At 57.7% G+C, this 24203-nt stretch carries 19 protein-coding genes and 2 pseudogenes; 16 read left to right on the top strand and 5 right to left on the bottom strand.

The genetic code is table 11. The annotated features are described in order from the left end of the window. Nucleotides 1–162 precede the first annotated feature (162 nt). The gene (cysC, locus tag AC4ANK_RS00265; RefSeq protein ID WP_460383900.1) at nt 163–753 is read right to left on the bottom strand and encodes an adenylyl-sulfate kinase; all 591 of its coding nucleotides are present in this window, start codon (nt 751–753) and stop codon (nt 163–165) included. Nucleotides 754–969: 216 nt separating this feature from the next. Between cysC and AC4ANK_RS00260 the strand changes: the two genes are divergently transcribed. Together AC4ANK_RS00260 and AC4ANK_RS00255 are read left to right on the top strand one after the other, a co-directional pair. Beyond that, nucleotides 970–2421, top strand: coding sequence for an iron-containing redox enzyme family protein (locus AC4ANK_RS00260; RefSeq protein ID WP_002555974.1), 1452 nt, complete (start codon nt 970–972; stop codon nt 2419–2421). Then, nucleotides 2418–3362, top strand: a complete 945-nt coding sequence (locus AC4ANK_RS00255) for a N5-glutamine methyltransferase family protein (protein WP_002555975.1) — start codon at nt 2418–2420, stop codon at nt 3360–3362. Before AC4ANK_RS00260 ends, AC4ANK_RS00255 begins: the two co-directional genes overlap by 4 nt. A 265-nt stretch (nt 3363–3627) precedes the next feature. Here AC4ANK_RS00255 and AC4ANK_RS00250 read toward each other — a convergent pair whose 3' ends face one another. Beyond that, nucleotides 3628–5481 carry a type VI secretion system Vgr family protein gene (locus AC4ANK_RS00250; RefSeq protein ID WP_460385232.1) on the bottom strand — a complete coding sequence of 618 codons (1854 nt, stop codon included), beginning with the start codon at nt 5479–5481 and terminating at the stop codon, nt 3628–3630. A 163-nt stretch (nt 5482–5644) separates the two neighbouring features. Next, complete coding sequence (locus tag AC4ANK_RS00245; RefSeq protein WP_082301315.1) at nt 5645–6874, bottom strand: IS91 family transposase; 1230 nt, start codon at nt 6872–6874, stop codon at nt 5645–5647. Nucleotides 6875–7211: 337 nt separating this feature from the next. On the opposite strand from AC4ANK_RS00245, the pseudogene AC4ANK_RS00240 reads away from it, so the two are divergent. The 5 genes and pseudogenes from AC4ANK_RS00240 to AC4ANK_RS00220 form a co-directional block, all read left to right on the top strand. After that, nucleotides 7212–8054, top strand: a pseudogene (locus AC4ANK_RS00240) (NAD-dependent epimerase/dehydratase family protein); the annotation flags it as partial. A gap of 11 nt (nt 8055–8065) precedes the next feature. Beyond that, a pseudogene (locus AC4ANK_RS00235) lies at nt 8066–8764 on the top strand (glycosyltransferase family 2 protein); the annotation flags it as partial. Continuing rightward, the gene (locus AC4ANK_RS00230; protein ID WP_460385231.1) at nt 8741–9016 is read left to right on the top strand and encodes a lipid-A-disaccharide synthase N-terminal domain-containing protein; all 276 of its coding nucleotides are present in this window, start codon (nt 8741–8743) and stop codon (nt 9014–9016) included. The pseudogene AC4ANK_RS00235 and the gene AC4ANK_RS00230, both read left to right, overlap by 24 nt. Further along, nucleotides 9013–10542 carry an ArnT family glycosyltransferase gene (locus AC4ANK_RS00225; protein ID WP_044423900.1) on the top strand — a complete coding sequence of 510 codons (1530 nt, stop codon included), beginning with the start codon at nt 9013–9015 and terminating at the stop codon, nt 10540–10542. Before AC4ANK_RS00230 ends, AC4ANK_RS00225 begins: the two co-directional genes overlap by 4 nt. Before the next feature lie 41 nt (nt 10543–10583). After that, entirely contained in the window at nt 10584–11588 is a 1005-nt protein-coding gene (locus AC4ANK_RS00220) for an SdiA-regulated domain-containing protein (RefSeq protein WP_031597014.1), read from the top strand. A gap of 54 nt (nt 11589–11642) precedes the next feature. Here the strand turns inward: AC4ANK_RS00220 and AC4ANK_RS00215 are convergent, their stop codons facing one another. Next, nucleotides 11643–13220, bottom strand: a complete 1578-nt coding sequence (locus AC4ANK_RS00215; RefSeq protein WP_032074469.1) for a carbohydrate porin — start codon at nt 13218–13220, stop codon at nt 11643–11645. A 167-nt stretch (nt 13221–13387) separates the two neighbouring features. Here AC4ANK_RS00215 and AC4ANK_RS00210 point away from each other — a divergent pair, with 167 nt between their 5' ends. From AC4ANK_RS00210 to AC4ANK_RS00185, 6 genes are all read left to right on the top strand, one after another. After that, nucleotides 13388–14662, top strand: coding sequence for an ABC transporter substrate-binding protein (locus AC4ANK_RS00210; RefSeq protein WP_031597018.1), 1275 nt, complete (start codon nt 13388–13390; stop codon nt 14660–14662). Between the two features lie 21 nt (nt 14663–14683). Next, nucleotides 14684–15646, top strand: coding sequence for a carbohydrate ABC transporter permease (locus AC4ANK_RS00205; protein ID WP_003430789.1), 963 nt, complete (start codon nt 14684–14686; stop codon nt 15644–15646). After that, complete coding sequence (locus AC4ANK_RS00200; protein ID WP_460383895.1) at nt 15643–16485, top strand: carbohydrate ABC transporter permease; 843 nt, start codon at nt 15643–15645, stop codon at nt 16483–16485. Before AC4ANK_RS00205 ends, AC4ANK_RS00200 begins: the two co-directional genes overlap by 4 nt. 27 nt (nt 16486–16512) lie before the next feature. Beyond that, a complete protein-coding gene (locus tag AC4ANK_RS00195; protein ID WP_274521411.1) occupies nt 16513–17658 on the top strand; it encodes an ABC transporter ATP-binding protein in 1146 nt (381 codons plus the stop codon). Next, nucleotides 17655–19169: a glycoside hydrolase family 32 protein gene (locus AC4ANK_RS00190; RefSeq protein ID WP_031597023.1), complete on the top strand. Its 1515-nt coding sequence runs from the start codon at nt 17655–17657 to the stop codon at nt 19167–19169. The genes AC4ANK_RS00195 and AC4ANK_RS00190 overlap by 4 nt, the downstream gene beginning before the upstream one ends. Nucleotides 19170–19236: 67 nt before the next feature. Further along, entirely contained in the window at nt 19237–20229 is a 993-nt protein-coding gene (locus AC4ANK_RS00185) for a LacI family DNA-binding transcriptional regulator (RefSeq protein ID WP_031597025.1), read from the top strand. A gap of 87 nt (nt 20230–20316) precedes the next feature. Here the strand turns inward: AC4ANK_RS00185 and AC4ANK_RS00180 are convergent, their stop codons facing one another. Further along, a complete protein-coding gene (locus AC4ANK_RS00180) occupies nt 20317–20784 on the bottom strand; it encodes a winged helix-turn-helix transcriptional regulator (protein WP_031597027.1) in 468 nt (155 codons plus the stop codon). A gap of 149 nt (nt 20785–20933) precedes the next feature. Between AC4ANK_RS00180 and AC4ANK_RS00175 the strand changes: the two genes are divergently transcribed. From AC4ANK_RS00175 to AC4ANK_RS00165, 3 genes are all read left to right on the top strand, one after another. Beyond that, the gene (locus tag AC4ANK_RS00175) at nt 20934–22190 is read left to right on the top strand and encodes an MFS transporter (protein ID WP_031597028.1); all 1257 of its coding nucleotides are present in this window, start codon (nt 20934–20936) and stop codon (nt 22188–22190) included. A 134-nt stretch (nt 22191–22324) separates the two neighbouring features. Beyond that, the gene (locus tag AC4ANK_RS00170) at nt 22325–23221 is read left to right on the top strand and encodes an EamA family transporter (RefSeq protein WP_010217114.1); all 897 of its coding nucleotides are present in this window, start codon (nt 22325–22327) and stop codon (nt 23219–23221) included. A 186-nt stretch (nt 23222–23407) separates the two neighbouring features. Then, entirely contained in the window at nt 23408–24133 is a 726-nt protein-coding gene (locus tag AC4ANK_RS00165; RefSeq protein ID WP_010217116.1) for an NAD-dependent epimerase/dehydratase family protein, read from the top strand. Nucleotides 24134–24203 lie beyond the last annotated feature (70 nt).

Raw genomic sequence — 24203 nt, 5'->3', positions numbered from 1 at the left:
AATTGTTCATTTTCGATCATCCTTGTGTGGGCTGAATACGTCATCGTTATCGACGATATAGACGTTTTGACCCACGCCCAAAACCTGTGTTCAGCCTGTCCGACCGCTTGCAGCAAAAGGCCGATGTCGATGATCCTGAACCCAGCAGGTGAGCCAGCCAGCTTATGTATTCAGACTGAGCAGTCGTAAAACTCGCTCAAGACAGTCATCCATTGATAATTGACTGGTATCAAGACAAAGGGCGGCGCCAGCAGGCGGTTCGTAAGGGGCGCTGATGCCGGTAAAATCTTTCAACTCGCCTGCCAACGCCCGGCGATAAAGCCCTTTAGGGTCACGCTGAATGCAGGTTTCAAGCGGTGTGCTGATAAACACTTCGATGAAGCGTTCGTGGCCAATGATCGAGCGAGCGGCTTCCCGGTCGGCCTCATAGGGCGAAATGAATGACGAGATAACGATCAGGCCTGCGTCATTCATCAACCGGGCGACTTCAGCGATGCGCCTGATGTTCTCCGCAGCAAACCCCAGATCCCGGCACAAACCCTGACGTACGTTGTCGCCATCCAGGGTATACGCAAGCCTGCCACGATCCATCAACGCTCGCTCCAGTGCAAACGCTATGGTGGACTTTCCGGAGCCGCTGAATCCGGTCAGCCAGACTGTTTTCGGCGTTTGCTTCAAATGCTGCTCACGGTCTGTCGAGGACACTTGGCTGGTTTGCCAGACAAGGTTCTGTACGCCATGTGAGTTGTCCATGATCGCCTGTTCCTGATGTGCACACAGAACGAGAATACATTTTTTCCGCGAGGCATTCGTGCTTATGGAATAACCACATCTGCCACCTATCGGCCCTCGGCAAAATACGCTGAATTTCCCCGTATCACGATACTCACTTATCTACGCTGCATAGAAAACAGAAAGTCTCGCGTGACCGCGTCAATCGTGATTTTCAACTGCCGAGGTACGATTTTCATGACGTCTCTTCAAGTGATGACTGGCAATGCCGTCGTCAAAACCGTCGTTGAAGAAGCCTGTTCAAAAACCGTCTATCAATCATGGATGAGTGAACGTGCTCCAGAATATCAACACGATGCGGTCATGTTTCTGAATCACTGCCTGGCCCAGGCCGAGCGGGAAAACTGCGACCTTCCGGCTCAGCCTGAAGCGCTGGAACACTGGATGGAGCAGAACGTAGGGGTCGTAGCCGATCACTATGCGCTCTACCTTGAACAACGTCGCGCCGGGCAGCCCAGGCGATTTTTCAAGACCAAGGCTCACGCGATGTATTTCATTCAGCAGGTCGCGCCGACCAAGCTGGTTGACGGCGCATGGCTGTATGGCTTGCTGCCGCATTGGGCAGACTACCGTTTTCACGGTCTGATTCGTACTTACCTGGAAGAACTGGGCGACGGCGAACAGGCGCAGAATCATGTCTCCCTTTATCGCAAGTTGCTGGCCGACCTGGACTGCGACACCAGCGCCCCACTGGCAGATGACGCCTATCTGCAAGGCGCCATTCAGCTGTCATTGGGGCAACTGAGCGAGCAGTACCTTCCCGAGGTGATTGGTTACAACCTGGGCTATGAACAGCTGCCGCTGCATTTGCTCATCACATCGTTCGAACTGAATGAACTGGGCATCGACCCTTATTACTTCACGCTGCATGTGACGATCGATAACGCCAGCACCGGCCACGCACGCAAGGCTGCGCAGAGCGTTCTTGAGCTGTTGCCTGTGGGCCAGGAACGCGACGAATTTTATCGCCGTGTCGCCAATGGCTACAGGCTGAACGAGTTGGGCATGGGCTCGACTGCTGTGATCCAGTCGTTCGATCTGGAGCAGGAGGTGATCGCCATGCTGGAGCGCAAGCGGACCTTCGGTCAGCACATGCATTCCGACTATTGCCGTCTGGACGGCAAGACAGTCAACGAGTGGCTTGCCGAGCCCGACCAGATCCCGGAGTTTCTTGCCGTGCTGCAAAACAGGGGCTGGATCAAGCGTCACGAAGACCCTCTCAATAGCCGCTTCTGGAAACTGTTCGAAGGGGTCGGTGCACCGATGTTCGGCGTGTTCAATGGCTACGAAAAGCAATTGGTGCACGACTGGATCGCCGGCGAATGGCTGTCGGATGGCAGCGCTCAGCAGCCTGTCGGCAAGCGGCTGCCGGAAGCATTTCGATCCCGTTTCCGCAATCTGCAAGGCGGTGCTCAGCCATTGCCGGTTCTTGCCGTGCCTGCATCGGCGGATGCTGACCCGGATGTGCGCGAGCTGCACATGAAACTCGAGTCGGCAGCAGCGTCCGAGAAGATGTCTACGTTGATCGAAAGCATGTCTCCGGCAAGGCACGCGACAGCCGCCGGGCTGCATGCCACTCGCCTGTTTGTCAGCAGCATGGCCGAACGAGTGACAGGAGCCCGCCCATGACTCAATCACTGCCCGACAGCGCCGCGCTGATTGCGCTCGCCCAGCGCCTCAAAACCAGTGGCTATCGTTTCATCACGCCCACGCCGTTGACTCATCAACACGTCAATCAACGCCCGGAGAACCGCACTGCGGTATCGCTGCGGGATGTCTTCGGATGGAGCCGTACGATACCGGAGTCCATGCTTCCGGTTGCAGAGGCTCAAGGGCTTTTGGAAGCCGGTATTCTTCAACGCAGCGAAGACGGCTTGAAGAGCCGGGTGAGATTTTCAAGCCTGGATGACTTGTTGCTGGTGCATTCCGCGTTTCCTACCGGCGATGAAGACTCGGTGTTTTTCGGTCCGGATACCTATCGCTTTGCGCACTCCATCAATCGTCATCTGCAAGGCACTTCACACTCGATCAGCCGTGCTGTCGACATCGGCTGTGGCACCGGCGCTGGTGCCCTGCTGATCGCAGTTGCGCGCCCGCAGGCGCAGGTATACGCCGTCGACATAAACCCCAAGGCCCTGCATTTCGCTCAGACCAACGCCAGGGTGGCCGGGCTGGAAAACATGCAATGCTGCCACAGCGACATCCTCTCGGGTCTGACGGGCAACTTCGACCTCATCGTTGCCAACCCGCCGTACATGAAAGACGCCAAACGCCGCGCCTACCGCCACGGTGGTGACGCATTGGGCGCGGACCTGTCAGTGCGCATCCTGCGCGAATCACTGGATCGCCTTACCCCGGGCGGCTCGTTGGTGCTCTATACCGGCGTGGCCATGGTGGGCGAGCACGACCCGTTCTTCGAGGCCGTACGCGGCGATATCGATCATGCGGCGCTGGCATGGACCTATCGCGAACTGGACCCGGATGTGTTTGGCGAAGAGTTGCTTGAAGAGGGTTACGAAGACGTGGACCGCATTGCAGCGGTGGAGCTGGTGGTGACAAGGCGGGCATGAGTAGCCAGAACCATGCAGCCTAGGTTCTGTACGAAAAGTCGGCGAGCGAAGGCCAGGCAAGGCAAAAACAGGCGAGGAACGGCCGGGGTCGCGCTCGACTCTACGTGTTGTAAATGAGCATTCCGATCGGACTCGCGCTCGAGCCTGTTTTTAACGCAGCATCACCGAGCGCAGCCACTTTACGTACAGAGCCTAGTGCCCCCTGAGCCAAAAGCCTTTCTTAAATACGATCATAAATACTGGTGCTGGTCATCGGCTCGCTACCTCAGTCATTGACTCTGACCGGCGCGCCGGTGATTTGAGTTGTGCCCTTGCTCACTGTGGTAATGGCATTGCCTTTGATCTCTATTCCGTCCGGCGTAAGGGTGATGCTGCTTTCGCCTACCTGAAGAATGATGTGCTGCTTGGCATTGACATGGATGAACTGGTTATCAACCTGAATCGTCAGTGAGCCTTCCTGAACACTCATCACAGCGTCTTTCTTGATGATCTCGGTTTGCATGCCATCAATTGTCATCAAGCGGTTGTTACCGACTTTGTGCGTCTCGTCGAATTCAATCTCGGTGTCCATGTTGCGCTCGGCGTGCATGATGACTTGCTCAGCACCGGCCTTGTCTTCAAAGCGAAAGAAGTTCGCTGTGCCGCCATGGCCTTTCATCGACCGGGTCAGGAAGCCACTTTGAGTCTTGTTGGCCGGGAGAGACCATGGCGGCGTGTTCTGGCTGTTGTAGAGACTGCCCATGATCAGCGGGCGGTCAGGGTTACCGTCGAGGAATACCACTACGACTTCGTCGCCGACACGAGGGATCTGAATGCTGCCGAAACCGCCGCTGGCACCGGATTGGGCAACGCGGACCCAGCAGGAGCTTTTGTCGTCGAACTGGCCATAGCGGTCCCAGTGAAACTGCACTTTTACACGGCCCATTTCATCAGTGTAGATTTCTTCGCCGGGGGGGCCGACGATGATGGCGGTTTGCGGGCCGCGGATTGCAGCCCGCGGTGTAGAAAGTCTATGCCTGTAAGGGATCTTACGACGGATGCACTCAAATGAATTCTGGTAACCGGGCTCACCGTGACTGAGATAGTTGTTCTGGCCTGAGTGATTTACGCTCAGCAATAAAAACTGCCTGTCCTCCTGGCTATCTTGGTCATGATCGTAGTGCTGCGTCAGCTCAAAGAAATATCCAGGCTCCATGACACGGCAGTTACTGGAACCCGAAAACTGCTTGCCTAATACCTCCATCGCCTCTAGCCGGTTTCGGGCTTTTTGTTGGCCATCTTCAAGATCAGTGTAACCGTATACCCCCTCATAATCGAAGGTTTCAAACTCTCCCACCTCGCCCTGTTTGGCGATTGATTTCATCTGTACCAGTTGCGGATCTCTGGGCTGTTTATAGTCGAAAGACTTCATGGCCAACTGAGTAGGCTGTAGGTTACGAGAGGACGACCACGTGGTGATCGAGTCAGCCTCTTCGGTGACAGATGCGCGATGATACCGAATGACGGGTTGAGCAGGCAGCGCAGGAAGATCGCGACTGTCATCCATGATCATCATGCAGTGTTCATCTTGGGAATGTTGAAACGTAAAAAATAAACCTTCAGCTTCGAGGAGACGAAGAATAAAATTTAAGTCTGACTCCATATACTGAGTACAGTAACTCATTTTCTTTAGAGGACGAGTCAGACGAAACTCAAATACTGCGAGGCTCTGATAATAGGAAAAAATTTCCCTTACAACCTCTTCTACTGTTTTGTCCTGAAAAACGCGCGAATCACTGCGCCTGCTAAGCAGCCAGACCCACGGCACCAGCCGCGCATGATAGCTGGCGACGCCTCCATCGGCCCCCAAATGCACGAAGTCCGATACGTGAGCACTAAGATGACGCACATTTCCATCAGCAAGGGTGAGACCGAGGGAAACCTTCTTGCCCACAAGCTTTTTCAACTCAATTCGAGCGTCACTTGATATCAGCGTGGCCTCAAACGCAAAAAGTTCAGAAATCGCTTCACGTCCTGAAAAATTTTCCAGACGCAGCTCTTGCTCGGGAGGCAGTGGCGAGTCAAAGGTGATTAGTCGACTGTTCTGCTGAGTCAACTGTTCATGTATAGGAATTTCAATAATTCCTATACAAGGTAATCCGCCAAAAAAGGTCCCCTCGGCGTGATGCCAACGTGGCGTCGATGGCGGCAAAAAGCTTTTTTTACCCATCACCCACGCCGAAAAATGGATTGAAAGCGACTTTTCTTTACCTTTTCCAGATTTTGGACGCACCTCTCCCGTATCAGGCCGGCACGTACCTCAATTGCGCGATGCTGTGGGCATTGTTGACCAGGCCCTGCACGGTCAGGCCGGCGATGGCTGCGGTGTACACCATCCGCGCTCCGCACAGCACGCAGCTGAACGGATCCCGATGCAAGAACGCTTTACTCATCTGCGCAAAATACAGTTTTGGCGCTTTGCCACGCCTTTCCATGCGTAGCGCCTCATACACCCGGGGTAGCTGTCGGCCACAGACGCGGTTGGCCAGAAATCCAAAATACCGGATCATCCGAAAGTGCTTCTCCGGGATGTGCTGCACCACCCGGCGCAGCATGTCGGTCTGGCTCAGCGTTTCCTGCTGATAGGTCTTGGTGCGGTGATCCAGGTAGGTAAAACTCAAGGTCGCGCTGTTGGTGTAATGGGCCAATCGGCTGCCCGAGATGGGCGGTTTTTTCAGGTAGCGGCCCAGGTAATTGACGGTCTTTCGGCCGTTTTTCGTCTTCTTCGACAAGTGGATGTGCCAGTGCTGGCCACCAGCGGTCAGTATCAGACGGCGCCAGTCGCTTTCACAGTGGATGTGGGCCAGCTGCGGCGGCATCGTCAATTGCGAAAGCGGCTGTCCCAGCAGGTAATCGCGCACCAGCCACATCCAGCGCCGCCGCAGGGCCTCTTTGTGGAACGACAGATTTTTCCAGACGCCCTGCTCATCCAGGCCGCCCGCGGTCACCGACAGGTGGACGTGGGGATGCCAGTTGAGCCGCCGGCCATAGGTGTGCAGCGCACCGAAAATCCCGACGCGCAAACCGCGCCGCTTGGCGGTGTAGATCAGGTTATCGGCCGCCAGACGAAACAGCGCATCGAGCAGCCAGCGGTTGTAGAAGAACAGGGACCACAGCGTGTCGGGCAGCGTGAACACCAGATGCTGCCAGGGGCAGTCGGGCAGACGGTTGTTTTGCACGGCGATCCACTGGTCGGTGGCCTTTTTGCCGCAGGAAGGACAGGCCCGGCAATGGCAGGTGTTGCACAGGTATTTGACGTGCGGGCAATGCTCATTGGCACAGGTGTAGTGTTTGACGCCCAGTATCGAGGTGCCGCAGGCGAGCATTTTGCTGATCGACTCCACTTCGATTTGGCGCAGACCGCCGGCTTCCAGCAAATCTGCCCAGCAGCCGTTGGCCGTGAAGAGGTTTTTGAGCGGTCGAGGTTTGTAAGCAGGCGGTGCAGAGGCCACGTCAGCAGGGCGGCTCCTCATCGTGGTGAATGACGGCGGTGATGGCGAATCCGCCTGGCCCTTCTCTCATCTAAACGCTTACGCAAGAAGCGTCGGGAAACCTGTCGTTCAGATACGTTGTCTGGCAGCAACTACAAAGATCGACATCACCGAAAGGATCGATATCGAAGGAAAAGTCGGTATCGGGCACGAAGGTAGTATGCCCGGCGCGTTGGAGACGGGTCTGCTTTGCCTTGGCTTTTGCCCGGCTCGCCCGTTTACGTTTTTTGGTCTCTGACGCCATGTGTAAGCCTGTGCTGAGGAGGGATCGACTCGATTTCGGCTATGATAACCGATTTCAAAATCCCACAATTTGCAGCCGCAGGCTGCCCAGTTCAACAGGCTGGACATCACCGATGCCGAAGGTCTGTCCGCCCTGTTCTCGCACAATGAATTCGAACAGGTCATCCACCTGGCAGCCCAGGCCGGTGTGCGTTATTCGCTTGAGCAACCGAATGTTTACGCCCAATCCAATCTGGTCGGCTTTATCAACGTGCTCGAGGCCTGTCGGCAGTACAGACCAGCGCACCTGATCTACGCGTCGAGCAGCTCGGTCTACGGCGCCAATACGCGCATGCCGTTTCAGGTTGAGGATGCCGTCGACCGGCCGCTGTCCCTGTATGCCGCCACCAAGCGCGCCAATGAACTCACCGCCTACAGCTATTCCCACCTGTACGGCCTGCGCGCCACAGGGCTGCGTTTTTTCACCGTCTACGGACCTTGGGGCCGGCCTGACATGGCGCTGTTCAAGTTCACAAAAGCCATGTTGGCCGGACAGCCTGTGGATATCTACAACCATGGCGAAATGGCCCGGGACTTCACTTACATCGACGATATTGTCGAAAGCATCCTGCGTCTGCGCTTGCTGCCGCCCGACACGGTTGGCAGCGAGCCACCTCACCAACTCTTCAACATCGGCCGCGGTCAGCCCGTCAAGCTGCTGGAGTTCATCGATTGCCTGGAGGCCGCGCTAGGCCTGCGCGCCGAGCGACGCTACCTGCCTTTGCAAGCAGGCGACGTATTGAAAACCTGGGCTGACGTCAGTGCGCTGAGCCAATGGATCGACTTTCAACCACAGGTCTCGGTCGACACCGGCGTCAGGGCCTTCGTCGACTGGTATCGGGAGCATTATCAGGCCCGGCTCTGTGTGCCACTTCAATAACAAGGACTTCCATGACCACGCCCACCTTTCTCTCCGTCGTGATACCGGCCAAAAATGAAGCCGATAACCTGCCCAGCCTTATAAAAGAGATTTGCACAGCGCTGGACGGTGAGCGCTACGAGATACTGGTCGTTGACGACGGCAGCACAGACGACACCTTGAAAGTGCTGACTCACCTCAAGGACAGCGGGCTGACCGTGTTGCGGATCCTGCGCCACGAGCAGTCGCTCGGGCAGAGCACCTCGGTCTATCACGCGGCACTGGCGGCCAACGGCACCTGGCTGGCGACCCTGGACGGTGACGGTCAGAACGACCCTGCGGACATTCCAAGAATGCTGGCGTTGGTACGCGCTCACGAAGCAGGCCCCGGGGCGATCCAGCTGGTGGCAGGGCACCGTGTGAATCGTCGCGATACGGCCAGTAAACGCTGGGCCTCGCGATTCGCAAACGGCCTGCGTAGTCGCCTTCTCAAGGACGCTACCCCAGACACCGGTTGCGGTCTGAAACTGATTGAGCGAGCAGCTTTTCTGCGCCTGCCGTACTTCGACCATATGCACCGGTTCATTCCAGCGCTGATTCAGCGGCATAACGGCCGTATGGTCACGCACCCCGTCAACCACCGCCATCGCCAGGCCGGCGTGTCCAAGTACGGCAATCTGGACCGCGCACTGGTGGGCATTCTGGATCTGGTCGGCGTCTGGTGGCTGATCCTCGGCTTTGTCGGGCAGGCCGTCTTTACCGGACGCTTTGTCCTGCAATGGCTGTACAGCGAATTCAAGAAGCGCAGCATCATTCCGGTGGGCTTCTGGTACCTGAGCATGCTGGGCAGCACTATCTTGCTGGCTTACGCCATTTATCGACAGGACCCGGTCTTCATTGCCGGCCAGTCCTTTGGTCTGCTGGTGTACATGCGCAACCTGCAGCTGATCAGCCGACAGGCCAAGACACCCGAGGGGCAATGACATTGCGAACTCAACTTTCGCCTCGCCTCGAGGGATGGCTACTGGTCGCACTGGCCGTTTTACTGGTCGGTGCCGGCCTGGGCCTGCGTCTACCGCAGAACGTGGACGAAGAACGTTTTCTGGGCGTTGCTCTGGAAATGCTGCAGAACGGCTCGTGGTTCGTCCCGCACAGGGCCGGGGAGATTTATGCCGACAAGCCGCCGCTGTTCATGTGGGCTACCGCATTCTTCATCTGGTTGACGGGCAGCCCGAACATCGCGCTTTACCTGCCCGGGCTGCTCTCTGCAGGCGCGACCACCGCAGTCCTCTACGATCTGGGCAGCCGTCTGTGGAACCGACGTATCGGACGGTACGCCGCCTTGCTGTTCCTGGCGACCTATCAGACCTACAGCATCCTGCGCACCGGACAAATCGATAGCTTCCTGTGCTTATGGATTGCGCTGGGCTTCTATGGGCTGGTTCGCCACTTGTTGCTCGGACCGGCCTGGGGCTGGTTTTATTTCAGCTGTGCGGCCATGGGCCTGGGCATTATCACCAAGGGCGTCGGTTTTGTTCCCGCATTGATGTTGATCCCTTACGCCTATGCCGCGCGTAAAGGCTGGTCCGGTGTCGTGGCCATGCCTGGACAGATAGGCCGCTGGGCGCTGGGTCTACTGGCGTTATTACTTGCATGCTGCGTGTGGCTGGTGCCGATGGTTATCTCGGTCGTGCGTGATGGCGGGCCGGAAGGCTTCGCCTATGTGCAGGAAATACTCTTGCACCAGACGGCTAATCGCTACGCCAGCGCCTGGGACCATCGCGAGCCATTCTGGTATTTCTTCGTCAAAGTCATCCCCCAGTATTGGCTGCCATTGGTGCTGGTGCTGCCCTGGCTGATCCCGGCATGGCGCCGACAACTGAGCAAGCGGGATGGCCGGGTTATGGTACTGCTCGGCTGGGTCTTGCTGGTGCTGTTGTTCTTCAGCCTCTCCAGTGGCAAACGCAAGATCTACATCTTTCCGGCGCTGCCCGGTCTGGTACTGGTCGCTGCCCCCTTGCTGCCCTGGTTGTTGAAACGCTGGTTCCACGACCGCGTCAGGGCTGGGCGACTGGTCCCCGCAGTGGTGGTTGTCTGGCTCAGCCTGTGGTTCGCCAGAGGGTTCATCGAACCCGTCATAGAGGGAGAAAATCCACACAAGAGCCTGATGGAACAAGCCGCCAGCGTCACCCAGGGAGCCGACCTGGTACTGGTCAACTGGCGCGAGGGCCACTGGCTGTATGCACGCCAACCCATCGTGCATTTCGGTTTTGCCAAGCCGTCGGCAATCGAACAGTCAGCCCGTTGGCTACGAGAACATCCCGACACCTTTGCTCTGGTCCCGGGTGAACAATTGGCCAATTGCTTCTTGCCGGAAAAAGCCCGGCCGCTGGGTCAGACCTCCAGAGCTGACTGGTTCATCGTCGATGCCGATGCCGACAACGGCCTGTGTAAACCGGAACCGCTCATGAAAGCCTATCGCTTCGCCTGGCAGCAGAATGTTGATTAATCACCCGCCCAGCCGCCCGACACGCGGGAGTGCCTGAAGCCATGCAGTCGGAAACGATCAAGGCAAAGCGGCTGACGTGGTCGAATGTCGCTCGAAGGCAGGTATCACTCGCACAGATAGTGCTGAGTGCAGGTGCTCTCGGGGTTCTGCTGCTGGCTTACGCCGTGTCGGCACACTTTCATGTCCACCAACAGCTGTACCACTACGGTCGCACCTGGTTGAAGGGCAATACGGCAGCCGAAAAGAATATCTGGTTGCCGGATTTCCATGTGGTTATCGACGCCAAACCACTTGCCCCGGACGTCGCCAATATCTCCGGGATAACCTACGACTACGACAATGATCGACTGCTGGCAGTGACCAACAAAGGCCCCATGCAACTGCTGGCGCTTGACGCGAACGGCGACATAATCGCTCGTTACCCATTGATCGGTTTCGACGACACAGAAGGCTTGGCTTATCTGGGTAACGGTCGCATCGTGCTGTGCGATGAAGATCTCCAGCAACTGGACATCATCACGTTGCCGACGCAAGCACGCCCAATCCACGTCGAGGAAGCCCAGTTCATTGCGCTACTGATCAACCCAAGTAACCAGAACAAGGGATTCGAGGGCGTGACCTATGATCCTGCCAACGACCGCCTGTTCGCGATCAAGGAACGCGATCCGCGCCAGATGTTCGAGGTTTCCGGAGTCCTGCGCTCCATTGATCAGGGCCGTTTGCAGATCAAAATTGCCGACCGGCTGGACTGGATCACGAAAAGCGTCGCTGCACGCGACCTTTCAGACGGTTACTTCGATCCGCGTACCGGTCATTTACTGCTGCTCAGCGATCAGTCACGCTCGATCACAGAACTGGACGGTAAAGGGCGTTTCGTCAGCATTCGATCACTGCTGGGTACATTTTCCGACCTCCAGAACAGCGCTCCCCAACCTGAAGGCCTGACCATGGATCACGACGGCAACCTGTACGTCGTCAGCGAGCCAAATCTGTTTTACAAGTTCTCTAAAGTGCCGAAACAACCCGTTGAAGAAATCAGGCCCTGAGCGCAGCGATGAGTTGAGAGCCTGAATTTTCACTGGCACATCTGAACTACCGCACTAGAACCAGGTTTCCATCTGGATGCCGAACTGCCAGACACCACCGGAGTTGAAATCACTTTTGCCGAAGTTGCCGGTCGTGCTGTAGCGGTCCAGATCCGAAGACCAGTTCATGAGGCTTGCGAACACTCGCAATTCGGGACGCGTTAGCAGGTCACCCATGTCCGGCTTGAAGGTCGGCGCAACCGTGAACTTCCAGAAGTTGCCGTCGACTGCATTGCGTTGCAGGTAGCCTTTGGGGTCAAGGTCCATGGTTTGCCAACTCAACTCGTAGGCCATCTCGAAGTTACTGTTGATCTCGTTGGCCAGGCGCATGTTCAGAGTGAGCCAGCGGTAATCGTCGCCTTTGACGTAGCGGTCTTTGCTCTGCTCGGCCAGCAAGCTCGGGCCGATGCGCCATCCCGGCGCAATAGGCGTCTCGCCGTACATCGCCAGACGCACCGCGCGGGCGTCGTCGATCAGTTCACCATCTGCGCCAATGTCCTTGACCTGAGCCCCCAGGCCCTGCCCATAGAGCAACGCCGTCTTGAAGAAGCCTTCCCTGCCGAAAAAGTCTTTCTGGTGATTGGCCAACATGGTGTGCAGGCCTGAATCTGCAGGCGCAAAACCCGCTTGATTAGTGCGCGTACCGACGTCGTTTTTCTTTGCGCCAATGGCGTTGAACATCCACTGCCACTGACCATTGTCGAAGAATTGGTTGGAGGTCAGGATGTAGCTTTCCACATCGGCATCGACGCCGCCCTCACTGAAATCGCCGTAGTTACGTCCGATCAGGGAGTAGTTCGAGCGCCAGTCCTTGGTCATCTGCACATCGTAGATACCGCCACCGGTCCCGGCCAGAAAGACCACGTCCGAGTCCAGCCAGTGGATATCGAAATTATCCCTGTCGAAGCGCTTGCCGGCCCACAGCGTGGCGTTTTCGAACACTGAATTCCCCTTGAAGGCGGCAATGTGGTCGAGTTCGGTAAATACCTGACGCACGTTCAGGCTGCTTTCGGTGGCCGTCCAGTCGTTATAGCTTTCAACGCCGTCGGCGATGGAGACGGTGAACTTGGAGCGCGTGCCGTTCTGCGCGTAGATCTCTTTCGACAGATCGAAGCGCATGTAGGTGTCGTCTTCGTTACCCAGGCGCCCGACCGCACCACCGACTGAACCTGCGGGGGTTGTATAAGGCCCACCGCGACCGCCGCCCAAACCGTCGTTGATCAACAGACCGGAACGAGCGTAGCCCTTGAAGCTGAACCCGTCGGTGAGGTGTCCGGCACTGCCTGGCTTCTCCATGCTTTGCTGGCGGGCTTCGAGTTTTGCCACGCGATCATCCAGAGCCGGCTGTGAACTGGCCGCAACGGTGGACGCAGAAGTGGGTGCGGCAGGCTGCAAAGCGGGGGTAGAGAGTTTGAGTTGCTGAAGCTCCCTGGCGAGCGCCTGGGTTTGCTGTTCGGCTGCGGCTGCACGTTTTTCCGCAGCGCTGGCACGGGCTTCGAATGCGGCCATCCGCTCTTCCAGAGTCGCGGCCTGAGAGACGGTTGTCGAGGTGCCGAGTACCCCTGCGAGTAGCCATCTTGATGCGTTCTGCATGTGGACTTCCTGTTTTGTTTTTATTGTTTTCGTGACGTTGGCCGAGCCCTTTTCCTTCAGCACAAAATTGTGCAAATCGGAGAAAAAAGGGTGCCACATCGAAAATACGCTGTTACATTGATGATGTTAACGTTAACTTTTATAAAAACAAAAATAAAGAGGGCTCTATGAAACAGCTGAAATCTCTTCTTCCCGCCGCGCTGCTCACCCTGTCTGCCGGGTTTTCTGCGCTGTCGAACGCATCTGATCTAACGATCTCGTGCGGGGCCGTCGGCGCTGAATTGCAACTGTGCAAGGATGCAGTCGATAGCTGGTCAAAACAGACCGGCAACAACGTTCAAGTGGTTTCCACGCCTAACTCGGCAACCGAACGCCTGTCGTTCTACCAGCAGATCCTCAGTGCCAAGTCCACCGACATCGACATCATTCAAATCGACATGGTGTGGCCGGGGATGCTCGCCAAACACCTGACGGATCTGCGCGAACTGCTTCCGGCAAATGCGACACAAGGCTATTTCCAGGCACAGGTGGACAACGCCACCGTCGACGGCCGGCTGGTGTCGATGCCCTGGTTTACCGACTCGGGGCTGCTGTATTACCGCAAGGATCTGCTCGACAAGTACCAGCAGCCGGTCCCCCAGACCTGGGAGGACATGACCGCTACCGCCAAAAAAGTGCAAAAAGCCGAACGCGATGCGGGGAATGCCACTATGTGGGGCTACGTGTTCCAGGGGCGCGCCTATGAAGGCCTGACGTGCAACGCCCTGGAATGGATCAGCAGCCAGCCGGACGGCGGACTGGTCAACCCGCGCGGAGACATCGTGGTCAACAGCCAGGCCTCACGAGTCGCGCTGACCCTGGCAAAAAGCTGGATCGGCGAGATCTCACCGCCCGGCGTACTTAACTACACCGAGGAAGAAGGCCGTGGCGTATTCCAGTCGGGAAATGCGCTGTTCATGCGCAACTGGCCTTACGTCTGGGCCTTGGTGCAAAGCAAGGACAGCGCGATAAAAGACAAGGTCGGCGTCGCGCCCCTGCCCAGTGGCGGCGCAAACGGCACCCACGCTTCAACGCTCGGAGGCTGGGGCCTGGCGGTTTCGCGCTACAGCCGCAACCCCAAACTGGCGGCAGAACTGGTTGCCTACCTTACCAGCGCCCAGCAGCAAAAACAGCGTGCCCTGGCAGGTGCCTACAACCCGGTCATCGAGTCCCTGTATGCCGACCCCGAGTTGCTCGCGGCGATGCCTTACTACCCGCAGCTGCACAGCATCCTCAGCAATGGGGTCATGCGCCCCGCCGCGATAACGGCCAACGGCTACCCACGCGTCTCCAACGCATTCTTCGATCGGGTGCATAGCGTGCTGGCGGGCGATATTCCGGTCGATCAGGCACTGGTCGAACTGGAACGCGAACTGACCCGCATCAAACGCCGGAACTGGTAAGCCACACGTAAGGAAATCAACATGCCCGTCTCTTCTACCGACTTCCCCGGAGACGACGAACTCGTCACCCGGGAAACGCCTGTACAACGTCGCAGGCTACGCGCCGCCTGGCTGTTTCTGACGCCGATGCTCGTGTGCCTGGTCCTGGTGGCGGCCTGGCCGTTGCTGCGCACATTCTGGTTCAGCCTGACCGATGCCGATCTGTCGGATACCGGCAGTGGCTCATTCGTGGGCCTGAGCAATTATCTGCTCTACGACGGCGTCATCTGGTCTGGCGTGCTGGTCGATCCGCAATGGTGGAACGCGGTGCGCAACACCCTGCATTTCACCGTGGTGTCGGTCGGGCTGGAAATGGTCCTGGGACTGATGGTGGCGTTGCTGTTGAACGTCAAGTTCACCGGCCGCGCGCTGGTCCGTGCGTTGATTCTGATCCCTTGGGCGATTCCGACCATCGTCTCGGCGAAGATCTGGTCGTGGATGCTCAATGACCAGTTCGGCATCATCAACCATATGATGCTGAGCCTGGGCCTGATCGACGCGCCGCTGGCCTGGACGGCAGATGCGGACCTGTCGATGTGGGCAGTGATCATCGTCGACGTCTGGAAGACCGTACCCTTTGTCACCCTGCTGATGCTCGCGGCACTGCAGATGCTGCCAAGCGATTGCTACGAAGCCGCCCGGGTCGACGGCATTCATCCGGTGCGGGTGTTCTGGCGAGTCACCTTGCCGTTGCTGATGCCAGCCTTGTTGGTCGCCGCGATCTTTCGCATTCTCGATTCGTTGCGGGTCTTCGACGTCATCTACGTCCTGACCTCCAACTCTTCGAGCACCATGAGCATGTCGGTCTATGCCCGCCAGCACCTGGTGGAGTTCCAGGACGTCGGCTACGGCAGCGCCGCCTCCACCCTGCTGTTTCTGGTCGTGGCAGTGATTGCCATGCTTTATCTGTACCTCGGACGTCGCCAGCTGGAGGTGCGCTCATGAACCTGCACCCACTGAAGAAAGCGCTGCTGCGCCTGGCCTTCTGGGGCCTGGTCGGGGTCGTGCTGCTGTACGCGATCTTCCCTTTCTATTACGCCATCCTGACCTCGCTGAAACCGTCCAGTGCCTTGTTTGAAGTGAGCTACTGGATCACCGAAGCCGACTTCTCCAATTACGCAGCGGTCCTCAGTCAGGCGTCATTCCTGCAGGCCATCGCCAACTCGCTGGTGGTTGCGCTGAGTGTGGTAGTGCTGGCGCTGTTCCTGGGCCTGACGGCGTCCTACGCCCTGGGCAGGGTCAAGTTCCGAGGCCGCGGCACGGTGCTGATGATGGTGCTCGGCGTCTCGATGTTTCCTCAGGTCGCGGTGCTGTCGGGGCTGTTTGAAGTCATCCGCGCACTGGGTCTGTACAACACCTCATGGGCACTGATCCTGAGCTACACGATTTTTACCCTGCCCTTCACCGTCTGGGTGCTGACCACGTTCATGGGGCAACTGCCGCATGAGCTGGAAGAAGCGGCAATCATGGATGGCGCATCGCCCTGGGTCACGCTCACCCGTGTGCTGTTGCCGCTGCTGTGGCCCGCGCTGGTCACAACCGGCCTGCTGGCTTTTATTGCCGCGTGGAACGAGTTCCTGTTTGCCCTGACCTTCACCCTGACAGACGCGCAACGAACGGTCCCGGTCGCCATCGCCCTGATTTCGGGTGGCAGCTCCCACGAATTGCCTTGGGGCCTGTTGATGGCGGCGTCGGTGCTGGTGACCGTCCCACTGGTGATTCTGGTGCTGATCTTCCAGCGCCGCATCGTTTCCGGCCTCACTGCCGGCGCGTTGAAAGGTTGATGCACACAACTGACAAGGAACAGCATCGTGATGAAATTGAAGCTAGCCAACATCAACAAGCAATTGGGCGGCACGCGCATTCTGCGCGATGTCAGCCTGGAGATCGCTGCGGGTGAGTTCGTTGTGTTCGTCGGCCCTTCGGGCTGCGGAAAGTCGACGCTGCTGCGCTTGATCGCCGGACTGGATTCGATCTGTGCAGGCGACCTGCTGATCGACGGACGACGGGTCAATGACCTGGAACCGCGCGAGCGTGGTGTTGGTATGGTCTTTCAGTCCTACGCCCTGTACCCGCACATGAGCGTCTACGACAACATCAGTTTCGGCCTCAAGCTGGCCAAGACGGAAAAAAGCAGCCTGCGCGAACGCGTGCTGAAAACCGTGCAGATCCTGCAACTGGACAAACTGCTGCAGCGCAAGCCCCGGGAATTGTCCGGCGGGCAGCGTCAGCGCGTGGCCATGGGCAGAGCCATGGCGCGGGAACCGGACATCCTGTTGTTCGATGAACCGCTTTCCAACCTGGACGCCTCGCTGCGGGTCCAGATGCGCAACGAAATCGCCCGGCTCCACAAGCGGCTGGGCTCGACGATGATCTACGTCACCCACGATCAGGTAGAGGCCATGACCCTGGCTGACAAAATTGTCGTCCTCAACGGCGGTCAGGTCGAACAGGTTGGCTCACCACGCGAACTCTATGAGCGCCCCGCCAGCCTCTTCGTCGCCGGTTTTCTGGGCTCGCCAAGAATGAATTTTCTGCCAGTCCGCTTGCACGCACCAAGCCGCAACAGCCTGATCGATATCCCGGCACTGGGCATGACATCCCTGCCCTTCGACAGCTCGAACCTGGCCGACGACGCGCAATTGACCCTGGGTGTCCGTCCGGAACACATATCTCTAAGTGCAGCGAACAGTGGCACTGGCGTCACCGTGACCAGTGTCGAATACCTGGGTAGCGAGGTCTATGTGCATCTGGCTACAGACGAGAACGAACCCTTGATCTGCCGGTGCGAGGCAAAAGCCGGATGGCAGGTGGACGACCGGGTCGCGCTGCAGTTCGATACCGAAAATCTGCACGTGTTCGACGCCGATGGCCTGGCCTTGAAACGCCACTCTGACGCCGACCAACACCTGACACACGACACCACGCCGCACTTCGTACAAGCGGGTTCCCTATGAGTTTTTCTGTGAATGCCATGAACGGTCCAATATCCACCGCCCTTGAGCGCGCGCACCATGCATTGAGGGATAGCCTGGCGCAGGTAATCCACGATTATCGACCCGGTTATCACCTGGCCCCGCCTGCGGGCTGGATGAACGACCCTAACGGGGTGGTGTTCTTTCGTGGCGAATATCACGTGTTCTATCAGCACCACCCGTTCGACGCGAAATGGGGCCCGATGTACTGGGGCCATGCAAAGAGTGCCGATCTGGTCCATTGGCAGCACCTGCCCATTGCCCTGGCACCCGGTGATGACTTCGACCGGGACGGTTGTTTTTCCGGCAGCGCAGTGGTGTGTGGCGACACCCTGGCACTGATCTACACCGGGCACACCTGGCTGGGTGAGGTAGGCGACGAGCTTTTGATCCGTCAGGTGCAGTGCCTGGCCACCAGTCTCGACGGCATCAACTTCGTCAAACACGGTGCCGTCATCGACAGCCCGCCGCAAGACACGATCATTCATTTCCGTGATCCGAAGGTCTGGCAGCAGGATGACCACTGGTACCTGATTGCCGGTGCGCGTCTGGGCGACAGGCCGTTGCTGCCGTTGTATCGGTCTGTGGACCTGCACGCGTGGGAATTCGTGAGCTATGTATCCAGCGGCAACGAAGGCGATGGTTATATGTGGGAATGCCCTGACCTGTTTCGCCTTGATGGACGCGATGTACTGCTTTACTCCCCCCAAGGCATGCCAGCCCAGGGCTACGAGCGACTGAACAAGTTTCATACCGGCTACCGAGTGGGCCAAATCGACAGCCAGTGGCAGTTCAACGGCGGGCCTTTTATCGAACTGGATAACGGCCATGACTTTTATGCTGCGCAGACCCTCGTGGCTGCCGATGGCAGACGTCTGGTGTGGGCGTGGCTCGATATGTGGGAAAGCCCGACCCCCACAGCAACCCATCACTGGCGCGGAATGCTCGGCCTGCCACGCGAACTCGAACTGCGCGACGATCGCCTTTGCGTGCACCCCGCACGCGAACTGACAGCGCTGCGCAATGCGTCATTGCCAGGCACTCCCTGGTGGAGCGAAGCGGGCACTCAGTGGCTGAATGACGTACACGGCGATCTGCTGGAAATCCACGTGCACCTGGACCTGCTCGACTGCATCGAAGGTCACCTGGGAGTGGCGTTGCGTTGCAGTTCAGATGGCAAGGAGCAAACTCTGCTTTACTACGATGCGTCGCTAAAACGTTTGATACTGGACCGCGATCAGTCGGGCAGCCACGTCAGCGGTCAACGCAGCGTAGCAATAGATCCACAACAGGACCGGCTTGAGCTGCGAGTCTTCCTGGATCGCTCGTCGATTGAGGTGTTTGACCAAAACGGCAGCTTCAGCTTCAGTAGTCGCCTTTATCCAAAGACCGACAGCCTGGGGGTCAAGCTTATTGCCAACGGAACCGGAGGCCGGGTGTGCATTGCCAACGCATGGGAACTCTCTTCGGGATGCTTACAGGTAAATCATTGAAGTCGCGAAAAAAATCAGGCCTCTGTAGCATGATAATTATCAGTCAACCTGACAGGCCCCGCCTTGCATGACCTCAGTTAAAGACGTTGCACGATTGGCCGGTGTGTCCCTGATGACGGTATCCCGGGCGCTCAATAATCCGGAAAAACTGAGCCCCGAGACGTATCAGCGAGTCCGTAGCGCGATTGACGAGCTTCAATTCGTACCCAGCCTGTCAGCGCGCAGGATTCGCGGCGACAACTTGCAGACACGAACCATCGGAGTGTTTGCGCTGGACACCGCGACAACGCCGTTCGCAGTAGAGCTGCTGCTGTCCATCGAGCAGACCGCACAGCAGGCAGGCTGGAACGTATTTATCCTCAACCTGCTAAGCAACCCGCCCACTGACCAGAACGTCGACCTGATGCTGTCCCACCGACCTGACGGGTTGATCTTCAGCGCCATGGGGTTGCGCGAAGTGACTATTCCCCAGCGCTTGAAAAGCAAACCGCTGGTGCTCGCCAACTGCGTAGCCGATGACAGCAGCCTCGTCAGTTATGTGCCGGACGACGAAACAGGGCAGTACCGCGCCTTGCACCATGCGTTCAGCCAGGGCTACCGACGTCCGTTGTTTATCAATCTGCCAAAAAAGAGCCTGGCCTGGAAAATTCGCCAGGCGGGTATGCAGCGTGCCTGCCAGGCATTCGGCCTGGCTACCGGCGAACTCTTGCAATACGACCTCTCCGAGCATGACGCCTATGGGGAAACCGCAGCCATCCTTGAACGGCACATGATTGATGGCCGTCCGCAGTTCGATATTCTGATCTGCGGCAATGACCGCATAGCCTTTTGTGCCTACCAACTGCTGCTGGGCCGTGGCCTGAAAATCCCCGGTGATGTCGCCGTGCTGGGCTATGACAATATGATCGGCATTTCCGAACTGTTCATCCCCGCGCTGACCACGGTGCAACTGCCGTATTACGAGATCGGTCGCAATGCCGCCCGGTACTTGATCGATGGCCTCGAAGTCTCGGGTGCCCAGCCGGTAGATTGCCCGCTTGTGGCCAGGGAATCGTTATGAAGGGCTTGCGGTTTCGGTAACGTCAGTTCGAAGCTGGCTTTGTAACCGCCAACATCATCACAGAGCAACTTGATCAGCGATCGGTTGCTATCGACTCGCGTCAACCCAGCGCTTGACGACCCGACGATGACAATCGGCCGGAGTCAGCACCTTGCCCGCCTTGGAACGTACGGCGATGGTTTCTACTGACTCCGACAATTCATTGTCGAGCAGCACCGAGTAGCTCTCCCCTGCGTTGAACAAGTAGCGCTCCCCCCACTGGCGCATGCTGACGACGATGGGGAACACCGCGCGGCCCATATCAGTCAGCACATATTCTTTGTAGGCACTGCCGTCGGAGGCCGGCTGAATGTCGAATACGCCCAACTCCACGAGCATTTTGAGCTTGACCGTGAGGATGTTCTTGGCGAGACCAAGACGTTTCTGAAATTCACTGAAGCGGCGAACGTCGTCGAACGCGTCGCGGATGATCATTAAAACCCAGCGATCTCCGATTGCTTCAAGCGTGCGGGCGACAGGGCATTCGCTCTGCGCCAATAATTGCTGTTTGGCCATGGGGCTCCTGGAGGCGAGGTAGCAGGAAATGTAAAAAGTTCTAACGTCAGACGAAAATGTTTTACACATGTGGTTGCATTTAACAACCTCGTTTGTTAAAAGTTCACACAAGGTTTTCTTTTGCAACCACATATTCCAAGGATGGAGCGATGCCGTTCAAGTCTCGTGCCCCGGTAAAGATGGAAATCGAAGCCGAAAAATCCAGCGGTGGGTACACGCAAGCTCCCCAACCCCGGGACACCCCCAAGCTTAGTCGCTATCAAACTTTTCTTTTTGCAATTACCTGCGCCATGGCGGTCGCAAACGTCTACTTCGCCCAGCCTTTGCTGGAATCGATGGCTGCCAGCCTGTCGGTTTCGCCGGGCACGATTGGTATCGTAGTGACCGCGACGCAAGCGGGTTATGCGGTCGGATTGTTGTTCATCGTTCCGCTGGGTGATTTGCTCAATCGCAAGAAACTTATCCTTACACAAATGCTGCTGTCGGCTCTGGCCCTGTGCGCAGTTGGTCTGTCGCAGGATTGGGGCATGTTGCTCGGCTCGATGGTGCTCGTGGGCCTGATGGCAGTCGTGGTGCAGGTGGTGGTTGCCTACGCCGCTTCGCTGGCGAGTCCCGAGCAGCGTGGCGAAGCCGTCGGCACCGTGACCATTGGCGTGGTGCTGGGAATTCTGCTGGCCCGCTTCGTCTCCGGTGCAGTGGCTGATCTGGCCGGCTGGCGCGGCGTTTATTTTGTCTCGGCCGCCCTGATGACCGGCATGGCACTGGTGCTGATGCGCGCCATGCCTGCCTCCACAACGCCACCAGCTAAAGGCGGCTACTGGCAATTGCTGCGATCGGTGTTCCAGTTGTACCTGACCGAACGTGCATTGCGTGTCCGGGGCACCTTCGCCCTGCTGATCTTCGCCGCATTCAGTGTGTTATGGACGTCGATGGTACTGCCGCTCAGCGCCCCCCCGTTGTCGCTGTCACACACCCAGATTGGTTTGTTCGGACTCGCCGGTGTGGCCGGTGCGCTGGCAGCGGCACGGGCCGGACGGCTCGCCGACCAAGGGCTCGGCAATCGCACCACGGGCGTCGCGCTGGCACTGTTGACCTTGTCCTGGTTGCCTACGGCGTTCGTTGAACACTCATTACTCGCCATGGTGGTGGGTGTGGTGTTACTGGATTTCGCCGTGCAAGCCGTCCATGTCACCAATCAGAGCCTGATCTTTGCCGCACGCCCCGATGCGCAAAGCCGACTGGTGGGTGCTTACATGTGTTTCTACTCGGTAGGCAGTGGTCTGGGTGCCATCGCTGCGACTTATACATATGCACACTTTGGCTGGGTCGCCGTTTGTAGTTTGGGTGCCGCCATCAGCGCAGTTGCCCTGCTGTACTGGACCTACCTGGAACTGACGTCCACATAACGTTCAACCCTTAATAAACTTCTCGCGATCGTCAGTTAACGGATGGCGTGAAACAGTGGGAAGCCGGTGGCAAGAACATCATCCCGCTGGGCTGCCGCGTCGGGGATGACCACCTTCACCAAGGCAAATAATCCATGAAACCACTGCACGTAGTGTTGGCTGTATTGATAACGGCAATCTGGGGTGTGAATTTCTCGGTGATCAAACTGGGACTGGCCACCGTCGATCCGCTCATCCTGGCGGGTATACGCTTCAGTCTCTGTGCATTACCGGCGATTTTCTTCATCCGTAAACCCGACGTGCCGTGGCGCTACATCATCGGCTATGGCCTGGTGTTCGGCATTGGTCTGTGGGGCGTGGTCAACCTGGGTATCAAGGCAGGGCTGTCGGCGGGCATCGCGTCCTTTGTGCTGCAGTTCAGCGCGTTCTTCACCATCCTGCTCGGCGGTTGGGTGTTCAAGGAAGCGCTGACCCGCTTCCAGGTGCTGGGCATGTTGATCGCCCTCGCGGGGCTGTTGTGCATCATCAAGATCAGTGACGGTTCGGTGAGCCTCACCGGCGTGTTACTGGTGCTGATGGGCGCAGCGTCCTGGAGCGTTGCCAACATCATCAACAAGAAAGCCAGCACCAAGGATGTCTTCGGCTTTCTGGTCTGGTCCAGCGCGTTTGCACCGATTCCGCTGTTCGCCCTCGATTACGCGGTGAACGGCAGCGCCGGCTACACCGCGTTTGTCAGTCAGGTGAATACGACTGCCGTGTTGTCGATCCTGTTTCAGGTCTATCCCAACACGCTGTTCGCTTACTGGATATGGAACTCGCTGCTCAAAACCTATCCGGTTTCCACAGTGGCGCCGCTGTCTCTGCTGGTGCCTATCTTCGGCATGCTCGGCTCGGTATTCGTGTTCAACGAAAATGTGCCGGTGAGCAAAGTACTAGCGGTGGTGTTGATCGTACTCGGCCTAGCAGTCGGCCTCTACGGTCAGCGTATGTTCAATGCTATGTTCGCGCGTCGTGCACGCACTTCAATGTGAGCCCAAGGGGCAAGATTTAACAACTCGAACACGACAAGAAAGCGGTTCTGACACAGCACTCTTGGCATGGTCTGTTTTATGCTTTTTGGCCCCTGGGGGATTCAAGCGCAGCGGCTAAGATGCTTGAGCGAAGTCTTGGCCGCCGGCCTGCTTCCGTCCCAATGAAACCTCAAGGATATGAGTGCAATGTCGCGTAAAGTTTTCGTAGCCGGCGCATCCGGTGTAATCGGCAAAGCCCTGCTCAAGCTCTTGGTAGCTGCGGACTACAGCGTATATGGCGCTACCCGTCGCGCCGAAAAAGTGAAGGACATTGAGGCCACGGGTGCTACGGCAGTGGTGGTCGATGTCTATGACGCCGAGCGTTTAAACCAAGAGTTGGTGCGCATACAGCCATGGGCTGTTATTCATCAACTGACAGATCTGCCTCGTGGCCTGAGTCCCGAATTGATGGCAAAAGCGGTCGAGAACAACGCGCGTATCCGTACAGAAGGAACGCGTAATCTGGTAGCCGCCGCTCGGGCTGCTGGCGCTACGCGTCTGATAGCTCAAAGCATCGCCTGGGCCTACCGTCCAGGCGAAACCCCTTATCTGGAAACCTGTCCTCTGGACGAGGAGGCACAAGGCAGTCGCGGCGTCAGCGTGGGTGGTGTGGCGGCCTTGGAACAGCAAGTGCTGAGCGAGCCTGCATTGAACGGAACCATCTTGCGCTATGGCCAGTTATACGGGCCCGACACTGGCACTGACGAGCCGACCGGCACCAGCCCTGTACACGTACAAGCCGCTGCCCGCGCAGCACTGCTGGCGTTGCAAACAGAGCAAAGTGGTGTTTTCAATATCACCCAGGACAGCCCGACCGTCAGCAACGAAAAAGCCAAGCGCGTACTGGGGTGGTCGCCTACCGAAGAGGCTTGACGCGCCAACGCAGCTATTCCGTACGAAGACAGGCTTTCTATCTCCAGTTGCTTGCCTGCCAAGGTCAACA

This window comes from Pseudomonas sp. Pmew2 (assembly GCF_058129885.1).
Note: the sequence above shows the minus strand (reverse complement) of the source record. Positions and strands in the feature narration are given on the sequence as shown.

What these genes read in the sequence shown, in the direction of transcription:
- cysC (WP_460383900.1), bottom strand. Translation starts at nt 753, where the DNA reads ATGGACAACTCACATGGCGTACAGAACCTTGTCTGGCAAACCAGCCAA.
- AC4ANK_RS00260 (WP_002555974.1), top strand. Translation starts at nt 970, where the DNA reads ATGACGTCTCTTCAAGTGATGACTGGCAATGCCGTCGTCAAAACCGTC.
- AC4ANK_RS00255 (WP_002555975.1), top strand. Translation starts at nt 2,418, where the DNA reads ATGACTCAATCACTGCCCGACAGCGCCGCGCTGATTGCGCTCGCCCAG.
- AC4ANK_RS00245 (WP_082301315.1), bottom strand. Translation starts at nt 6,874, where the DNA reads ATGAGGAGCCGCCCTGCTGACGTGGCCTCTGCACCGCCTGCTTACAAA.
- AC4ANK_RS00225 (WP_044423900.1), top strand. Translation starts at nt 9,013, where the DNA reads ATGACATTGCGAACTCAACTTTCGCCTCGCCTCGAGGGATGGCTACTG.
- AC4ANK_RS00220 (WP_031597014.1), top strand. Translation starts at nt 10,584, where the DNA reads ATGCAGTCGGAAACGATCAAGGCAAAGCGGCTGACGTGGTCGAATGTC.
- AC4ANK_RS00215 (WP_032074469.1), bottom strand. Translation starts at nt 13,220, where the DNA reads ATGCAGAACGCATCAAGATGGCTACTCGCAGGGGTACTCGGCACCTCG.
- AC4ANK_RS00210 (WP_031597018.1), top strand. Translation starts at nt 13,388, where the DNA reads ATGAAACAGCTGAAATCTCTTCTTCCCGCCGCGCTGCTCACCCTGTCT.
- AC4ANK_RS00205 (WP_003430789.1), top strand. Translation starts at nt 14,684, where the DNA reads ATGCCCGTCTCTTCTACCGACTTCCCCGGAGACGACGAACTCGTCACC.
- AC4ANK_RS00200 (WP_460383895.1), top strand. Translation starts at nt 15,643, where the DNA reads ATGAACCTGCACCCACTGAAGAAAGCGCTGCTGCGCCTGGCCTTCTGG.
- AC4ANK_RS00190 (WP_031597023.1), top strand. Translation starts at nt 17,655, where the DNA reads ATGAGTTTTTCTGTGAATGCCATGAACGGTCCAATATCCACCGCCCTT.
- AC4ANK_RS00185 (WP_031597025.1), top strand. Translation starts at nt 19,237, where the DNA reads ATGACCTCAGTTAAAGACGTTGCACGATTGGCCGGTGTGTCCCTGATG.
- AC4ANK_RS00180 (WP_031597027.1), bottom strand. Translation starts at nt 20,784, where the DNA reads ATGGCCAAACAGCAATTATTGGCGCAGAGCGAATGCCCTGTCGCCCGC.
- AC4ANK_RS00175 (WP_031597028.1), top strand. Translation starts at nt 20,934, where the DNA reads ATGCCGTTCAAGTCTCGTGCCCCGGTAAAGATGGAAATCGAAGCCGAA.
- AC4ANK_RS00170 (WP_010217114.1), top strand. Translation starts at nt 22,325, where the DNA reads ATGAAACCACTGCACGTAGTGTTGGCTGTATTGATAACGGCAATCTGG.
- AC4ANK_RS00165 (WP_010217116.1), top strand. Translation starts at nt 23,408, where the DNA reads ATGTCGCGTAAAGTTTTCGTAGCCGGCGCATCCGGTGTAATCGGCAAA.